Annotated in this window: 13 protein-coding genes; 4 read left to right on the forward strand and 9 right to left on the reverse strand. The window is 40.3% G+C overall.

Annotated elements, in window-relative coordinates; translation table 11 throughout:
- The first annotated feature begins 134 nt into the window (after window positions 1-134).
- From ACKLNX_RS16230 to ACKLNX_RS16240, 3 genes are all read left to right on the forward strand, one after another.
- Entirely contained in the window at window positions 135-1,043 is a 909-nt protein-coding gene (locus ACKLNX_RS16230) for a LysR family transcriptional regulator (RefSeq protein ID WP_412973100.1), read from the forward strand.
- Window positions 1,044-1,468: 425 nt separating this feature from the next.
- Window positions 1,469-2,749, forward strand: coding sequence for an ABC transporter substrate-binding protein (locus ACKLNX_RS16235; RefSeq protein ID WP_412973101.1), 1,281 nt, complete (start codon window positions 1,469-1,471; stop codon window positions 2,747-2,749).
- A 39-nt stretch (window positions 2,750-2,788) separates the two neighbouring features.
- Entirely contained in the window at window positions 2,789-5,470 is a 2,682-nt protein-coding gene (locus ACKLNX_RS16240; RefSeq protein ID WP_412973102.1) for an ATP-binding protein, read from the forward strand.
- Between the two features lie 5 nt (window positions 5,471-5,475).
- On the opposite strand, the gene ACKLNX_RS16245 is transcribed toward ACKLNX_RS16240, so the two are convergent.
- The 3 genes from ACKLNX_RS16245 to ACKLNX_RS16255 all read right to left on the reverse strand — a co-directional run bounded on the left by ACKLNX_RS16245 (window position 5,476) and on the right by ACKLNX_RS16255 (window position 9,304).
- Window positions 5,476-6,243: a substrate-binding periplasmic protein gene (locus tag ACKLNX_RS16245; RefSeq protein ID WP_411693660.1), complete on the reverse strand. Its 768-nt coding sequence runs from the start codon at window positions 6,241-6,243 to the stop codon at window positions 5,476-5,478.
- 66 nt (window positions 6,244-6,309) lie between these two features.
- Window positions 6,310-6,816: a type II secretion system protein gene (locus ACKLNX_RS16250; protein WP_412973350.1), complete on the reverse strand. Its 507-nt coding sequence runs from the start codon at window positions 6,814-6,816 to the stop codon at window positions 6,310-6,312.
- 136 nt (window positions 6,817-6,952) lie between these two features.
- The gene (locus ACKLNX_RS16255; protein ID WP_412973103.1) at window positions 6,953-9,304 is read right to left on the reverse strand and encodes a putative bifunctional diguanylate cyclase/phosphodiesterase; all 2,352 of its coding nucleotides are present in this window, start codon (window positions 9,302-9,304) and stop codon (window positions 6,953-6,955) included.
- A 290-nt stretch (window positions 9,305-9,594) separates the two neighbouring features.
- Here ACKLNX_RS16255 and ACKLNX_RS16260 point away from each other — a divergent pair, with 290 nt between their 5' ends.
- Window positions 9,595-10,320, forward strand: coding sequence for a hypothetical protein (locus tag ACKLNX_RS16260; RefSeq protein WP_412973104.1), 726 nt, complete (start codon window positions 9,595-9,597; stop codon window positions 10,318-10,320).
- 81 nt (window positions 10,321-10,401) lie between these two features.
- On the opposite strand, the gene rpsO is transcribed toward ACKLNX_RS16260, so the two are convergent.
- The 6 genes from rpsO to rimP form a co-directional block, all read right to left on the reverse strand.
- Entirely contained in the window at window positions 10,402-10,671 is a 270-nt protein-coding gene (gene rpsO, locus ACKLNX_RS16265; protein ID WP_412973105.1) for a 30S ribosomal protein S15, read from the reverse strand.
- Window positions 10,672-10,782: 111 nt separating this feature from the next.
- Window positions 10,783-11,739 (reverse strand): tRNA pseudouridine(55) synthase TruB, encoded by a 957-nt coding sequence (truB, locus tag ACKLNX_RS16270; protein WP_412973106.1) that lies wholly within the window; start codon window positions 11,737-11,739, stop codon window positions 10,783-10,785.
- 15 nt (window positions 11,740-11,754) lie between these two features.
- Window positions 11,755-12,150, reverse strand: a complete 396-nt coding sequence (rbfA, locus tag ACKLNX_RS16275) for a 30S ribosome-binding factor RbfA (RefSeq protein WP_411693655.1) — start codon at window positions 12,148-12,150, stop codon at window positions 11,755-11,757.
- 95 nt (window positions 12,151-12,245) lie between these two features.
- The gene (gene infB / locus ACKLNX_RS16280; protein ID WP_412973107.1) at window positions 12,246-14,855 is read right to left on the reverse strand and encodes a translation initiation factor IF-2; all 2,610 of its coding nucleotides are present in this window, start codon (window positions 14,853-14,855) and stop codon (window positions 12,246-12,248) included.
- Window positions 14,856-14,879: 24 nt separating this feature from the next.
- A complete protein-coding gene (gene nusA, locus ACKLNX_RS16285) occupies window positions 14,880-16,373 on the reverse strand; it encodes a transcription termination factor NusA (protein WP_411693653.1) in 1,494 nt (497 codons plus the stop codon).
- A gap of 50 nt (window positions 16,374-16,423) precedes the next feature.
- Window positions 16,424-16,882: a ribosome maturation factor RimP gene (gene rimP / locus ACKLNX_RS16290; RefSeq protein WP_412973108.1), complete on the reverse strand. Its 459-nt coding sequence runs from the start codon at window positions 16,880-16,882 to the stop codon at window positions 16,424-16,426.
- Between the last annotated feature and the right edge of the window lie 68 nt (window positions 16,883-16,950).

Genomic DNA, 16,950 nt, shown 5'->3' on the forward strand with positions numbered 1-16,950 from the left:
AAGTCGTTTGTGATGGCTGACCGCGCTCACTGCCTCAATCAGGTTAATATTCATACTACTAACAACATAATGATGAATAAATGGCGATATTGTGGAATAATTATCAACATAATGTTTGTAATTAGGCTTTATCAATGGACCGACTCGAAACAATGAGAGCGTTTGTCACCGTGGCTGAACTAGGCAGCTTTACCAAAGCCGCTGAAAAACTGGATACATCGAATCAACTCGTGAGCAAATATGTCTCTCAGTTAGAGGAACAACTGGGAGTGAGACTCTTTAACCGAACAACCCGGCGCGTCCACTTGACCCAGGAAGGTGAGCAGTGTTTACAGCATGCCATGCACATTCTGGAGAGTGTTCGTGATATGGAGAACCACTTTGGTGAGCTTCATAATTCCGCCAAAGGATTACTTCATATTAGCGCGCCAGTGTCCTTTTCAACGTTACACCTTGCCCCACTAATTCGAGATTTCAAAAAGCAGTTTCCAGAAGTGGGAATCAACCTGGAGTTGAGCGATCGTAAAGTGGATGTCATTGAAGAAGGGATTGATGTCGCACTGAGAATAGGCCGCTTGAAAAGCTCTTCCTTAATTGCAAAAAAATTAGCCTCGGTAAGACTGGTACTTTGTGCATCTCCTTCATACATAGAGAAGCACGGAAATCCAAGCCAGCCCGATCAGTTGAACAGCTCGCATTTCTTACGTTACAGCTATATGGATTACGGTTCATCCGACAACTCTCTCATGAAGGTATTGCGCGCCAATTCACAGAACAATCAAGCAGGGTTAGTTGCAAATAATGGGGAAATTTTGATGGCCGCTGCAATTGCAGGCGAAGGTTATATATTACAGCCAACATTCATCGTGGGAGAAGCACTTAAACAAGGCAAGCTCAAAACTATGCTCAATGACTTTGAACTCGAATCAATGGGATTATACGCAGTCTACCCTCATAGGAAATTGCTCGCACCAAAGCTTCGAGCTTTTATCGATTTTACTGGCTCTTATTTTGGAGAGCCTCCTTATTGGGATGATTACTGATGAAAGCTTGGTGAAACCGACGACCGAGTGTCATTCAAGGAAATTGAAGCATTCTTACTTCTGAAATCACTTGTCAACCGAGCGTCTGCTAGCTCCTGAGAAACAGGGTTCCGAAGCTCCTGCGTAAGCACAAACCCGCATTAGCTTACCCAAGCAATTGAGGGGCTAATTCAGTTCCTATTGTGGGAACCAAACCCGCGTCCCGCCCCACCACCAATACTAAAAAGACGCTCTCGGGCGTCTTTTTTTTATGCCTATAACAAATAGACTGGTAGCAATAGTAACTTCAAATCACTGATGATAAAGTGGATAAAGTTGGAAATCGTGCGTATTATACACAACGATGCTTTTACTATTTTTACACTGTCAAACTGTATTGAGTTCAATAGATTACAGAGTAAATTATACGGCCAAGAAGAGGCACTATGACAACGAAAAGTAATACTGTAAATAAACAGAGACGACAATTTCTGAAAGCTGCGGCAATCGGCTCAGCTTCCGCATCCCTGCCCTTTTCTAGTTTTGCCATTGGTAAAGAAAAACCAAAGCTAAGAATATTAGGTACTCATGTTACCTTGCAAGAAGAACTCCGTAAAAAAGCAATTGATGATTTAGGCATAGACCTAGTTTTTGAGCCTAAAGGCAGTGCAGCTGTTTTACAGAAAGGGTCTATGTCACCGGATAGCTTCGATTTATACGAACAATGGTCAAATAGTATAAATGTACTTTGGCGCTCAGGCAGCATTAAGCCAATCGATAAGCGTCGCATTAGTTACTGGGACGAAATCAACTCACTCACTAAAACAGGAAAAGTAACGCCTCGAGCAAAAATCGGTGCTGGTGATGCACCTTACAAACTATTGCACATACAAAAAGACGGTAGTTTGAGCAACAACGACACGAATAGTATTAGTTACCTCCCTTACGTACACAATGTAGATTCATTTGGTTACAACACATCAGTTATAGAAAAAGGCGTTCCTTACCAGACCGAGAGCTGGGGCTGGCTATTGGATGAAAAATACAGAGGCAAAGTTGCCATAGTTAATGCGCCAACTATTGGTTTGTTTGATCTGGCATTAGCGGCTCAAGCGCAGGGCCTTATCACCTTTGGTAATATTGGTTCTATGACAGTTCAAGAATTAGATAAGCTATTCCAAATCTTGATTGGTTTAAAACAGAAAGGACATTTTAGTGGCTTTTGGACCTCCGTACCCGAATCCGTTCGCTTCATGAAGTCTAACCGAGTTTCTATTCAGAGTATGTTTTCGCCTGCGGTCTCTGCATTGAATGGGCAAAACGTACCTGTTACCTTCGCAGCTCCAAAAGAAGGCTATAGAGGTTGGCATGGTGTTATGTGTATGTCTTCCAAAATTACTAAGCGTAGTGAAGATGTCGCTTATGAATACATGAATTGGTGGTTATCAGGCTGGGCTGGCGCGTTTATAGCGCGTCAAGGTTACTATATTTCTAATCCAAGTAGATCAAAACAGTTTCTCTCGAGCAACGAATATGACTATTGGTATGGAGGAAAAGCCGCTTTAGAGGATCTCCGGGGAACCGATGGAAAAGTATCCGTTAAAAAAGGAGACATAAGAACCGGTGGAAGTTACGAGAAAAGGTTTGAAAATGTCGCGGTTTGGAACACAGTTATGCCCACTTATGAGTACAGCTTAGAAAAGTGGTATGAGTTTCTTAGTTCTTAGTTCTTATCCTAGTCATCAAAAAAGGCAATATTTCATATAATGAAACTTTCGTTAAAGGCGCAAATCGCTCTCTTCTTATTAATATTCATTTTGATATTGCTGGGACAAATCTTTTTTGCGCAGCACAATCAATCAAGGCTCATCAGTCAATTTTCTAATTACCAACAAACCGTAACTGAAGAGAAATCTGTCCGAGACCTGGCCAGAGACGTCCTAGATCTGCAACGCCAAGTTTTGATATTTAAAGATACTGGCAGTGCTTCAGCAATAACCCGTTTTGACAACTTAATGGCTCAGGTTAAAAGCCGTTTGAATAAAATTGAAGAAGGCATTCGTGAACGCTCAGATTCCGAGGAAGCTGTAAGTAAAATAAAAGCAATGCAGCTTCACATAGAAGACTACAATACTAATTTTATCAGTGTAGTTGAAGGCCGACGCCAACGTGATCTGCATTTTAGCGATGGTTTAGTCAATACGATTAAAGAATCCCTTAATAAAGAGGCATTTTTAAAGCTGGCATCAGTAAATGATGCTTTGCCAGTGTATTTTTATTCTGCCGAAAACTTAGCATACCGATATCTTCTTACTCCAAGTCTTACACTAAAAAATCAATTTTCAGACAAACTGATAATTGCGCAAAAACTCATTAGTAATACGGAAGGTTATTCTCAAGAAAAAGCAATTTTGAACAGAGATATAGAACAAATTAATCAGCACTTTATTCAGCTTACAAATGTGACTCAAGGGTATGTTTATTTAGTTAATGTAGTAATGGCTGGTTCTGCTAACGAGTTTCTCTACTTATCACGTGAAATGGCTACTCAATCGGCGACATTAGCAGACGAAACTAACCTTCAAATTCAAGCAAAAGTTGATGATGCTCAATTTAGAATGAAAATGTCTTCACTACTCGGTATCTTCATAACCATTATCATCGCATTTATTATGCTAAGCCGGATATTTCTGCCTTTGCGAGCAATTACTAGCGTATTTGAGGAACTCACAAAAGGCGTTCAAAACGTAAATATACCGTTTGCTAGAAGACATGATGAGGTTGGAAAATTAGCTAGAGCTGCAACGGTGTTTAACAATAAAAATAAACAAACGAAAGAGTTGCTAGAAAAATCTCAACAATTGAATGATGAGCAACTGGCCTTAAACCTTGAATTAGCTGAAGCAAAAGATCAAGCAGAAACAGCTAATGCTGCCAAAAGCATATTTTTAGCAAATATGAGTCATGAGATCAGGACGCCAATGAACGGAATTATTGGTTTGGTCGATATTTCATTGCAACAAGAACTACCAGACAAAACCAAGCGTCACTTGGAAAAAGTTGCTTTATCCAGCCGGATTTTAATGAATGTTATCAATGATATACTTGATTTTTCTAAGATTGAAGCTGGCAAACTCGAAATTGAGAACAACTCTTTCCCTATTAATCAGCTCTTTGATGCCTTGACTTCATTTTCAATAATACCAGCCTCTGATAAACAACTTAATGTCGAAATATTTATAGATCCTCAACTACCGACGTCTGCTGTAGGTGACCAATTGAGAATTTCACAGGTCATCTTAAATCTTACAAATAACGCTATTAAATTCACGCATGTTGGCAAAGTTAGCATCTCTTTTTTCAGAAAAGAAAGCTCTACAAAAGATGCATTTACCCTCGAGGTTCAAATTAGTGATACCGGCGTTGGTATGGATCAATCAAAATTGAGTACTGTGTTTACTCCTTTTACACAGGGTGACAATTCAACTAGCCGAAAATATGGTGGAACTGGATTAGGGCTTTCTATCGTAAAACAATTAACTACCTTAATGCACGGTAGTGTCACAGCCGAATCAAACCTTGATGTTGGCAGTACTTTCACTTGTACGTTCGAACTTACTGACGAGTCTGCTGAGACAGTAGGTGATTCGCTTCTGCATATTCAAAAAAATCTTGTTTATGTTTGTAATGAACCGCAGCTATTAGTGAAAGAATATTTGAATATTATCCAGCCCAATAGAGTGGATATGCCAAATAAAGATTTTGATCCTGCCTCTATTAAAGTTAAAAAGAACATTGTTTACTTGTTTGATATTGATTCGATAGAGCATGCAAATTCTTTGAATGATGAATTCAAGTCACTTCAAGCAAATGGCATATGTTTTGGATGCATCACTAAATTGCATCCATTGAATCTCCATCAAGACTTCCTTAGAAAATGGAATTGCCCTGTATTAAGCCATCCATACACTATTCGTGATATCAATCATTTCATCAATGCTTTGAATAAGATAGAAAGTGAAGAAAAAGAAAATGAAATCGCAGAACAGAATAAGCCAATTTCAAAACCACAACAGTTCAATGCGCATTTTCTAGTGGTGGAAGATAACGAAATTAATCAGATATTAATGAATGAAATGTTACGAAGTTTAGGTGTTAGCTGCGAGATTGCAAACAATGGTCAAGAAGCCGTTGACATGCTTACTTCTGATGACAAATACGATCTAGTCTTGATGGACATTCAGATGCCAATTTTAGATGGCATTCAAGCAACCAAAGTAATCCGTCAGAATGGTATTACCAAAACTCCGATTATTGGCGTTTCGGCTCATGCGATGAAAGAGGATTTTGATATTGCATTTGAAAGTGGTATGAGCAGCTATTTAACCAAGCCAATTAAACGTGAAACTGTCATCGACACAATAAACAAGTTTATCGTGCCAACTTAATCTATTTAACGAGTTTGTCGAGTTATAAACTTATCCAGTTCACCCGATTCAAGTAAATGTGCGATATGTTTGTTCATAATATCAACGAACGCCTGATGTTTGGGATGAAAAGCCAAAGTATAGCCAGTTTGATCAATAATCACTTTAGAAGCGCTGACAACTGCCTCCCAATTATTCTTATTGATCACTTTATTTGCAGCGAATTCATTGGTCAATACGAAGTCGCAGCGTCCACGAAATAGTAATTTAAATTGGCCATGTTCATCTTCGGAATCAACACGCTTGGCGACGCCTGACTCAATAAAACGAGCAATCCCAGGATAACGATACCCTGAACGAGTGCAGACTCGCTTACCCTCGACTAGTGCTTCAACGCTCTTATCTGGAATTGCTTTTATAGCGTATAAGTATTCTTTGTGAACATATATTGGCAGAGTAAAAATGAGCTTCTCAGGAAACTCTATCCATTTAGGCGATAGAATCGTAAAATCAATATTTCCGTCATATAGCTCTTTTTCACCACGTCGTCTGCTACTGAGAATGACGTTTATTTGCGGTTTTACAGAGTGAGGTAAGGAATCCAATACATCTACCATAACGCCCTGGTATTCACTTATTGCGCCCCTCGTCTTCCCACTGTCTTCATGTGAAATGATAGGCGCAAGATCATTCGCCCAAATGAACATGTCTAACGACTCTGATTTTGAGTCAGGCGAAAAAATTACGAGAGATAACGCAAATAGTAGATTGGCTATAAAAGTAATTTTGTTCATTGTCCTCTACTTAATACGCCAATCTATTTACTGATAGCGACGACTATAAGCTAGTAAGTTGCGAGCTTATAGCGTGCTATCGATAATCACTTGGCCTGTATTTGAATTATAAAACACTGAATAATCGGGAGAATTAACCATCGTATAAGTACAATTGTTGGTTGCATAAGTGGCTTGGAAATCACCACTGGTATCTAGCGCAGCAGTAACGCTGCCACTATTGAGAATGCCATTCCATAATGAAACGCAATCATCACTTCCATCTAAAACAGGTGATGCTTCCACACTTGGATCTTGTTTAACAGGCCAGCCAGCTGCATTTACATCAATTAAATTTGTGCCTGAACCGAATAAATCGTAATTGTCGATTGCGGCTCCTTGACCATCAAGCTTCCATTTCACGTTAGTCAATTTTACTGCGGATATAAACGCAGCACCTGACGTTTTTGTCACCGATGCGTTAGCATCTTCAGAAAACTCAAGAAAGCGTGGTAATGCAGTTACAGCCAAAATGCCAAGAACAACGATGACGATAATAAGTTCTATTAAGGTAAACCCGTTTTCATGCTTCATATTCAATTCAATTGTCCCCAAATGTCGTGTAAATCATAGCAAAATGACCACATGTTCATTTTGCGTGTTAATTGTAATTGATGCTTCATCAATGTATCTTTACTTACTGGTACTGTTTTTAAAGGCGATGAAGCCTTTATTCATCTTCACCACGGCTTGGGCTAAGAAATTTTTCAATAAATTCATCTGGCAGAATGGGTCGACTAAAATAGTATCCTTGCAATAACATACTTCCGTTTTCTTTCAACCAATCTACTTGTTGTTTCGTTTCTACACCTTCTGCAACTGTGACAATACCCAAATTAACAGCAAGTTGAATAATTGATTTCACCAAATTTTCGTCTTGTATATCTACGTTGATATCATTGATGAATGAACGGTCAATCTTTAGCTTATCAACAGGAAGATCTTTTAAATGACTAAGCGAGCTGTAGCCGGTTCCAAAGTCATCAAGACTAAAACTAATTCCAATCCGTTTTAGTTCGTTAATTTTATTAATCGTGTCTTTAAGGTTATCTAAAGCAACACTTTCTGTTATTTCGAACTCTAGATAATGTCCCGCAACCTGGTACTTTCTTAGCACTGTCGTCACTTTTTCAATAAAGCTGGCTTCAGATAATTGCTTACCACTTATATTAACGGCTATTTTAAAGGAGTTATCCAAGCGCCCTTGTTTTTTCAACTCTGCTAAGAATTCACATACTTTGCTGAGTACTTTATCGCCAACATCAATTATTAAAGCGCTTTCTTCCAAGAATGGAATAAACTCATCAGGTGGCACAATCACATCGTCTCTATTCCATCTGATTAACGCTTCGGCCGAAGTTACCTGCATTGTCGCTGAGGATACTAAAGGCTGTAAAACGAAGAAGAACTCATCTTTAAATATAGCAGAACTAATGTCGCGCTCTAATTTAAGAAGCTCCGCAGCTTCCGTTGCCATCTGATCTTGGAATAGTGTTGCACAGTTACGCCCTGCTTTCTTCGATTCGTACATGGCTGTATCGGCATACTGTAAAATTTCATCAGCGGTTTCAAAGCCAGGTTTAAACACAACCACACCTAAACTTGCAGACAAATTGTAGCGATGTAAGCCAATATCAATTTCTCTATTGATGCACTTTCTTAACCTTTCTGCTAACTCAACAGCAGCACTGTTTGCAATGACTCGATTATCTGAGAGTTGTTCGCTGTGACACAAGAATTCATCTGCGCCAAGTCTTGCGATAAAACCAATATCCTTAAACTCCTCTGATAGCCTTTCAGATAGCTTAACGATGAGCTGGTCACCAACACTATGACTAAGAGTATCGTTGATACGTTTAAATTGATCCAAATCGGCTAAGATTGCGACTTGATATTGCGTTTTCGGTACAGATGGATCAGGGAAATTTAATCTATCATAAACTTTGTTTCTGTTTGGCAGGTTTGTCAGTGAATCAAAATAAGCTAAGCTTTCAATTTTGTCCTCGGCTTCAACTCGCTTCGTTACATCGTTACCTACAACCAAGATACTCTGACCATCATAGGTGTGGAACTTCACAAAGGACATTTCCATGACACATTTCATTTTGTGTGAATCGTAGGCGTCCACTACAGTATTTAATTGTCGTGAATTATCGCTTAAAAACTCATCCAAAATAATCATTAGAGCAGGATCTACGGGGCCGATAATATCTGAGGCTAGCTTTCCTTTTAAATCAAAGATTGAATGTCCGTAGAATGATGCAGTTGCTCGGTTTGCAAAAACAAATTTACCTTCATCATCTAAAGAGTATATGACTGAGGGCGCCGTATCTAATATCAACCTAAAACGCTGACTTCGTTGTGTGAGTAATATTTGACCTGACGCAATTCGACCCAACAAATCGTTAGCTGAGTCAATAATTTTACCAAACTCATCTGATTCGTGCCCTTTAAGCTTTGTAATAGTCTGGTCTGTAATAGAAGAGGTATTGACTCGCTCAAAACTTCGAGCTAAACGCATAAGTGGAGCCGCTAAAGTTAGGTGGTAAAGCAAAACTAAGGCAAATGAAATGATAATATAACCGGTAAGTGAAATAACAAACGTCCGTATCGCCCTGTCATAGACATCGTTCAAAGAGGAATGTATATTAATTCTGACCAGCATCTTACCTGACTCAGCTTTCGTTTGGTCTCCACCATTTTGCGACAGCGCCGAATTTCTGAGAGGTATAATCGATTCTTTTATGTTTGGAACTAAAAAAAATGAGAGCACTTTGTTACTTGGCTCTTCTTCCTTCATTTCAGATTCTGCAAGCACGTTATCACGTTCGTCTAAAATCGCGACATATGAGAAATGGTTGAAGTAAGTGAGACCTTTTATCACTAAGGCAGCTAGATCATTATCTAGCTTCCAAACCGCGTTATTAGCGGAATCTCTTGATGCATCTATGATGGATTCAATTGACGCATTTACTTCTGCCGAGCGTGTTTTGAAATCAATATAGGTCTGTAAAAAAGACATGACGAAGCCTAGCAACAATACCAATATTAGCGTTCTGATCCCTAAGGTGAACGATATTTTGCTGGTCAACTTCATATAGAATATCAATAAGTTAATTATCTGTTTGCCAATATAAGTTATTGCAGTATAGCTGTCTATACCTTAAGTACAGATTTAGCACTCAAATTGTATACGTAATATCCCTTGAATTTCGTTTAAAACTGTGTCAAACGAGTGAATTAATGTATGAATAGTTTGAAGTTTTGTTTTACCATAACGACATAAGTTAAATACCATAAGAAACCACTGACATGACAAAAGATGATAAAGATTTCGCTCCAATCAATATAGAAGTTGATGAACGACGACCTATAGGTAAAAGAGTTTCTGAGCCCGAAACGAATAGTTCAACCGGCGGCAGCGCGAAAATTCTTACCTCTATAGCGCTCGTTGTCGCGATTGCCGCGTGCGCGGGCTGTGCTTTTCTTTATTCACAACTCAATCAAGCGAATGAGCTTGCTATCGATACAGAGAGCAGAATTCAAGCCTTAGAGCAACGATTATCAGCCACTGATGAAGAAATGGGAAATTCAACGGTAGCGTTAAGCGTGAAAGTAAGTGAGTTGTCTGAAAAAACAGACGAACTGTGGGGCCAGATGGACAAATTATGGGCTTCAGCTTGGAGACGTAACCAAGAAGAAATAAAAACCTTAGATAAAAGCTTGAATGCTACAAAGTCAAACTTAAGTTCTGATCTTAAAGACTTACAAAGCAAGATAAACGAGACAAGTGGTGACCTACAGCAAATGCTCAACCGGATTAACGGTTTAAATGAGAAATTGTCAACGCAAGCGAATGATATTCTTGCAGCAAATGTAAATGCAGAACAAGCCGGTGAAAAAGTTTCTGATCAAATATCACAAATGAAAGCACTAAGTAACAAAGTAACGAATTTGGAAGCTAAAAACTCAACGTTGCTGGAAAAAATATCTGACTTAGAGTCGCTTTTACAAGAGATTGCTAAAAAGACAGTTTAACAACTATCTGTTTAGCTTTCTTTAGTCATAAAAAAAAGCACCCTAGGGTGCTTTTTTCATATCTAACGTTAAGCTGTCGAATTAACGACGTAGAGATAAACGCTTGATAAGATCTTGGTAACGCTCTGTGTTTTTGCTTTTCAAATAATCAAGCAATTTTCTGCGCTGGCTAACCATACGCAATAAACCACGACGTGAATGGTGGTCTTTCTTATGATCTTTAAAGTGACCTTGAAGTTTGTTGATGTTATGAGTTAATAAAGCAACTTGAACTTCTGGTGAACCTGTATCGCCTTCTTTAACGCCGTATTCAGCTACGATCGTTGCCATTTCTTCTGTAGTTAGTGACATAATTATCTCCATTAATAAATAGATAGTTTAAACAACAGCATGCCGATCACTAATTCAGTCATGCCAAAAAGAGCGCGTATTATACCCGTGAAGTAATAATACACAAGGGTTTTAGCCAAAATAACTTTCTTTATACACAACCACACGTTTCGGTTGTAAATTACCCGCAACGTCAACTTCCGCCATGCCATAAAACAGCTCATCTGATTTACGATAAATTCGAATCAATGCGCTTCTTTCAAAGTTGTTCTCTTCGAGGATTTCTTGACCATGCAAAAAGCGGTCTATGCTTGAATCACTTGCGTAAAATGCGGGCAAGTTAGCCACAGCTGTGTCAGGAGGTAACAACAAAGCGTCTAGCTTTTCGAAACCACGGAACTGACGATCGATGTCTAAATCTTCTGAGAGTGATTGAAGTTGTTCCACAGTAACCATATTCGCACTCGGATAATCAGCCACTTTAGTACGACGAAGCATAGTTACATGAGCTCCGCAGCCTAATGCTTGCCCTAAATCGTCAACTAGTGAACGTATATAAGTTCCCTTAGTACATGAAATTTCCATGTCTAGCTCATCGTTTTCAAAACGCAGGATATCTAAGGAATGGATCGTGATATCGCGCGCTTCACGCTCAATAACCATTCCTTGTCGAGCATAAAAATAAAGCGGCTTGCCCTGATGTTTAAGCGCTGAAAACATTGATGGTACTTGTTTGATTGGCCCACGAAATGCTTCAACAGCATTGTCTATATCTTCGCGAGTCACATTCACTTCACTTTTTTCAACAACTTCACCGTCAGAATCTGATGTATCAGTGCGCTCACCAAGCTTTGCTGTAACGATGTATGTTTTATCGGCGTCGAGTAAGAATTGTGAAAACTTAGTGGCTTCACCAAGACAGATTGGTAGCATACCTGTTGCAAGTGGATCGAGTGCGCCAGTATGGCCAGCTTTCGCAGCACCGTATAAACGTTTTACTTGTTGAAGAATAAAGTTGGATGACTCACCGGTGTATTTGTCGACAAGAACGACGCCATTAATCGCTCTGCCCTTTTTTTTTCTCGCCATGTTTTACTTTATTCTCTACTCATCTTCCGACGTATCATTGGATTTTTCGTTGTCTTTCGCACGAGCTTGATTTACCAGTGTTGAAATTCGGATACCTTCGGTAATCGATTCATCTCTGAAGAAGTGCACCGCTGGCACAGCTCGCATACGAATTCGCCTAGCCAAAATGCTACGAATAAATCCTTTTGCATCTTGTAAGCGGGCGAGATCGTCTTTAATTTTTTCTTCATCGTTGTTGTAGAACGTCACATAGATTTTCGCATGAGCGAGATCTCTGGAGACTTCTACACTTGATATAGTGATCATACCTACTTCAGGTTCACGATGTTTAAATTCATTTTGTAAGATACTCGCAATTTCTTTATGAACTTGCTGGCTTACTCTGTCGGTTCGAGAAAATTCTCTTGCCATTTTATTCTCCTCATTCAATTACGCATTAATTGCATAACGAAAAAAACGGAGGCTAAAAGCCCCCGTCCTTGGTTTCTTTGTCGCTAAGATGTCGTTTAGATTTCTCTTTTGACTTCAACGATTTCGAATACTTCTATCTGGTCGCCAACTTTAACATCGTTATAGTTTTTAACGCCGATACCACATTCGATACCTTTCTTAACTTCTTGTACGTCATCTTTGAAACGACGCAATGATTCTAGCTCACCTTCGTAAATAACAACGTTTTCACGTAGTACACGAATTGGGTTGCTACGTTTTATGACACCTTCGGTAACCATACAACCCGCAATTGCACCAATTTTCGGTGATTTAAATACATCACGTACTTCTGCAAGACCCATAATCTGTTGTTTGAACTCAGGCGCAAGCATACCGCTCATCGCTTGTTTCACTTCATCAATCAGTTCATAGATAATGCTGTAATAACGTAAATCAATTTCTTCAGCTTCTATCATGCGGCGCGCTGTTGCGTCGGCACGAACGTTAAAACCAACAACAATGGCACTTGAAGCTGCTGCTAAACTTGCATCAGTTTCAGTAATTCCACCTACGCCACTACCTACGATGTTCACTTTAACTTCGTCAGTAGAAAGTTTAACTAAGCTTTCAGCGATAGCTTCAATTGAGCCTTGAACATCTGCTTTAAGTACGATATTCAATTCGCTAACGTCACCAGATTCCATGTTCGCGAACATGTTTTCTAGTTTCGCTTTTTGTTGCTTCGCTAGTTTAACTTCACGCTGTTTAGTATGGCGTTTCGCAGCAACTTCACGTGCTTTACGCTCATCTTGAACAACTAATGCGTTTTCACCAGCAATTGGTACGCCTGACAAGCCTAGTACTTCGACTGGTGTAGACGGACCTGCTAATGTGATTTCTTGTCCATGCTCATCACGCATAGCTCGAACACGACCGTATTCTTCACCACACAATAAGATGTCACCAGCTTTCAATTCACCTTCTTGAATAAGTACTGAAGCAACTGGGCCACGTCCTTTATCCAAGCGTGATTCGATAACGATACCGCGAGCCGGGCCTGAAGCCACTGCTTTCAAATCAAGTACTTCAGCTTGCAATGAAATCGCTTCAAGTAATTCATCAATACCTAAACCAGTTTTAGCTGATACAGAAACGAACTGATGATCACCGCCCCATTCTTCAGAGATAACTTCAAGTTGTGATAACTCGGTTTTAACTCTGTCAGGATCCGCAGATTCTTTATCCATTTTGTTCACAGCAACAATCAAAGGAACACCTGCTGCTTTCGCATGCTGAACCGCTTCTTTGGTTTGTGGCATTACACCATCGTCTGCTGCTACAACTAGGATAACAATATCAGTTGCTGTCGCACCACGAGCACGCATTGCGGTAAACGCGGCGTGTCCTGGAGTATCTAGGAACGCGATACGGCCGTTATCAGTTTCAACACTGTATGCACCAATATGCTGTGTGATACCGCCAGCTTCACCGTCAGCAACTTTCGCGCGTCGGATATAATCTAGCAATGAAGTTTTACCATGGTCGACGTGCCCCATAATAGTCACAACAGGCGCACGAGTGACTTTATCACCTTGCGCTGTATCAGCGATTAGTTCATCTTCAAGTGCGTTATCATTAACAAGCTCATATTTATGGCCCATTTCTTCAATCACTAAAACAGCTGTGTCTTGGTCAAGAACTTGGTTGATTGTTGCCATTTCACCCATTTTCATCATCGCTTTGATGACTTCAGTGCCTTTCTTAGCCATACGGCTAGCAAGCTCACCTACTGTAATGGTTGCGCCAATCTTAACAATTCTTTCTACTGGTGCAGCTGGCTTATTAAAGCCGTGCTTAAGATCTTCACCAGCATTTTTCTTCGATTTTTTGCGACGGCGTGAAGAGCGTTCAACTTGCATATCTTGCTCGTCTTCTGCTTCTTGCGCATAGCGATTTGAATGAAGGTGGACGTCTTCTGCTTCTTGCTTCTTACGACGAATTTCTTCTTCTTTCCAACGCTTATCATTTTCTTCAGCTAGTTTACGAGCTTCTTCGCCTGCAGCTTTCGCATCTTCTTCAAGCTTGCGTTGAATCTCTTCTTCTTGCTGCTTCTTGATACGCTCGGCTTCTAAACGTGCTTCTTCTTGAGCTTTCTTTTCCTCAGGGGACAAAGTAGGCTCATTTTTCTTACGTTCTTCAGCTTCTTTCTTGGCTTTTTCTGCTCTAGCAGCGCGCTCAGCTTCTTGGGCTTTGCGTGCTTCAGCTGCTTTAGCAACTTTTTCTTCAGCCGCTGCTCTCGCCGCTTCCGCCGCTTGCTTCTCAGCTTCTAATTTCGCCTGCGCTTCAGCTGCAACTCTTGCCGCTTCTTCTTCCGCTAAACGCTGTTCTTCTATATCAGTGCGTTTCACATAAGTGCGCTTTTTACGAACTTCAACTTTAACAGCCTTCGACTTGCCTAAGCTTATCGTGCTTGTTGTTTTGCGTTGAAGCGTCATTTTCTTAGGCGCTTCGATACCTGTTCCACCGTGAGATTTACTCAGGTGATCAAGCAATGTTTTTTTCTCATCCTCAGTAACTACGTCACCTGCGGCTTTCGTTACACCAGAATCTTTGAACTGCTGAACCAAACGATCAACGGTTGTGCCAATATCTGTGGCGAGTTTTTCTATGGATACTTCTGCCATATTCTTTACTATCCCCCTGCTGACCTATTCTTCACTAAACCAAACGATGTTACGTGCAGCCATAATAAGCTTGCCTGCAGATTCTTCGTCTAATTCTTCAATATCACTAATTTCATCGGTGCCTTGCTCAGCAAGCCCTTCTAAATCAGTAATGCCTCTACTCGCAAGAACGAAAGCAACATGCTTGTCCATGCCTTCAAGGTCGAGTAATTCTTGTTTTGGCTCTGATGCTTCTAATGATTCTTCGTTTGCTAATGCACGAGTTGTTAACCAAGCTTTCGCTCTGTTGCGCAACTCTTCAACCGTTTCTTCATCTAAACCATCAATAGCCAATAATTCACTTACTGGTACATAAGCGATTTCTTCCAACGAAGTGAAACCTTCGTCGACTAAAATTGATGCAAAATCGTCATCAATGTCTAATCCAGAAGTGAATACACCTAATACTTTCGCATTCTCTTCTTCGTGCTTAGCATTTAGTGCTTCAACCGTCATCACGTTCAGTTCCCAACCAGTTAGTTGACTTGCTAAACGAACATTTTGACCACTGCGACCAATAGCTTGCGCTAAGTTGTCAGCTTCTACCGCAACATCCATTGTTTTAGAATCTTCATCTACTACAATTGATGCGACCTCAGCAGGTGCCATTGCGTTAACAACGAAAGAAGCTGGATTTTCATCCCACAACACGATATCAACACGTTCACCGCCTAGCTCACCAGATACTGCTTGAACACGAGAACCGCGCATACCAACACAAGCGCCGACTGGGTCAAGACGTTTATCATTAGTTTTCACTGCGATTTTCGCTCTTGCACCTGGATCACGTGCCGCCGCTTTAATTTCAAGTGTTTCTTCTGCTATTTCTGGCACTTCTAAGCGGAACAGTTCAACCAACATGTCTGGATGAGTTCTACTAATATATAGCTGTGCGCCACGTGCTTCTGGACGAATCACATATAGCAGGCCACGCACTCTGTCGCCAGGACGGAATGTTTCGCGAGGTAACATATCATCGCGGTAGATAACACCTTCAGCATTATTACCTAAGTCGACAATGACATTGTCACGGTTTACTTTCTTAACTGTACCCGTCACTAACTCACCAACACGATCTTCGTATTCGGCGATCATTTGAGCGCGTTCAGCTTCACGTACCTTCTGCACGATAACTTGTTTTGCCGTTTGCGTTGTAATACGGTCAAATTTAATTGACTCGATTTGCTCTTCGACATAATCACCAAGTTGAATTTCTGGCTCATCGATTTGTGCAGCGGAAATAGTCATTTCAGCATATGGGTTTTCTTGCTCTTGATCGTCTTCAATCACTAACCAACGACGAAAAGTATCAAAATCACCGGTTTCACGGTCGATAGAAACACGAACTTCAATTTCACCTACATTTTTCTTTTTAGTGGCGCTAGCAAGAGCGAACTCTAGTGCTTCAAATATTTTTTCTCTTGGAACTTGTTTTTCATTTGAAACGGCTTCAGCCACCAACAAAATTTCTTTACTCATTTTATAAGCCTCACAGATTGCTCCTAGTCGGAGCAAACACTCCCCAATAGTTAATCAAAATTTGGCACCAAATTGCCTTTCTCTATGTTCGCAATTGCCAAAGAAAACTCATCTTTGTCGACCTTTATTAATATGCTGTCATTTTCGCACTTTAATAAAAGTCCTTTAAAATTACGTCTACCGTCTTGTGGCATCGATAATTTCACTTCAACCGTTTCACCAACTACCGATTCATAATGCGCAGACTTAAATAAAGGCCTGTCCATTCCGGGCGATGAGACTTCTAAGTTGTATTCAGTTGTGATTGGATCTTCTACATCCAACACGGCTCCTACTTGACGACTCACATCAGCGCAGTCGTCTACATCGATACCATTTTCATGGTCAATGTACACTCGTAATATCGAATGCTTGCCAGCTCTCACAAACTCAACACCTACCAATTCGAAACCAAGGGCTTCAACAGGTGGCGTTAGCATGTCTGTCAGTTTTCGCTCAAGTTGCGACAAATTAACACTCCAGAAACAAAAAAAGGGCATATAGCCCATAGTTCAATCTATCGCGCTTATTTTACTAA

It is taken from the genome of Glaciecola sp. MF2-115, from assembly GCF_047250385.1.
Classification (GTDB): domain Bacteria; phylum Pseudomonadota; class Gammaproteobacteria; order Enterobacterales; family Alteromonadaceae; genus Glaciecola.

Excerpts from the sequence above, each read along its gene's own strand:
- ACKLNX_RS16245 (WP_411693660.1), bottom strand. The coding sequence starts at position 6,243 with ATGAACAAAATTACTTTTATAGCCAATCTACTATTTGCGTTATCTCTC.
- nusA (WP_411693653.1), bottom strand. The coding sequence starts at position 16,373 with ATGAGTAAAGAAATTTTGTTGGTGGCTGAAGCCGTTTCAAATGAAAAA.
- ACKLNX_RS16250 (WP_412973350.1), bottom strand. The coding sequence starts at position 6,816 with ATGAAGCATGAAAACGGGTTTACCTTAATAGAACTTATTATCGTCATC.
- ACKLNX_RS16240 (WP_412973102.1), top strand. The coding sequence starts at position 2,789 with ATGAAACTTTCGTTAAAGGCGCAAATCGCTCTCTTCTTATTAATATTC.
- rpsO (WP_412973105.1), bottom strand. The coding sequence starts at position 10,671 with ATGTCACTAACTACAGAAGAAATGGCAACGATCGTAGCTGAATACGGC.
- ACKLNX_RS16235 (WP_412973101.1), top strand. The coding sequence starts at position 1,469 with ATGACAACGAAAAGTAATACTGTAAATAAACAGAGACGACAATTTCTG.
- ACKLNX_RS16230 (WP_412973100.1), top strand. The coding sequence starts at position 135 with ATGGACCGACTCGAAACAATGAGAGCGTTTGTCACCGTGGCTGAACTA.
- rbfA (WP_411693655.1), bottom strand. The coding sequence starts at position 12,150 with ATGGCAAGAGAATTTTCTCGAACCGACAGAGTAAGCCAGCAAGTTCAT.
- ACKLNX_RS16260 (WP_412973104.1), top strand. The coding sequence starts at position 9,595 with ATGACAAAAGATGATAAAGATTTCGCTCCAATCAATATAGAAGTTGAT.
- truB (WP_412973106.1), bottom strand. The coding sequence starts at position 11,739 with ATGGCGAGAAAAAAAAAGGGCAGAGCGATTAATGGCGTCGTTCTTGTC.
- ACKLNX_RS16255 (WP_412973103.1), bottom strand. The coding sequence starts at position 9,304 with ATGTCTTTTTTACAGACCTATATTGATTTCAAAACACGCTCGGCAGAA.
- infB (WP_412973107.1), bottom strand. The coding sequence starts at position 14,855 with ATGGCAGAAGTATCCATAGAAAAACTCGCCACAGATATTGGCACAACC.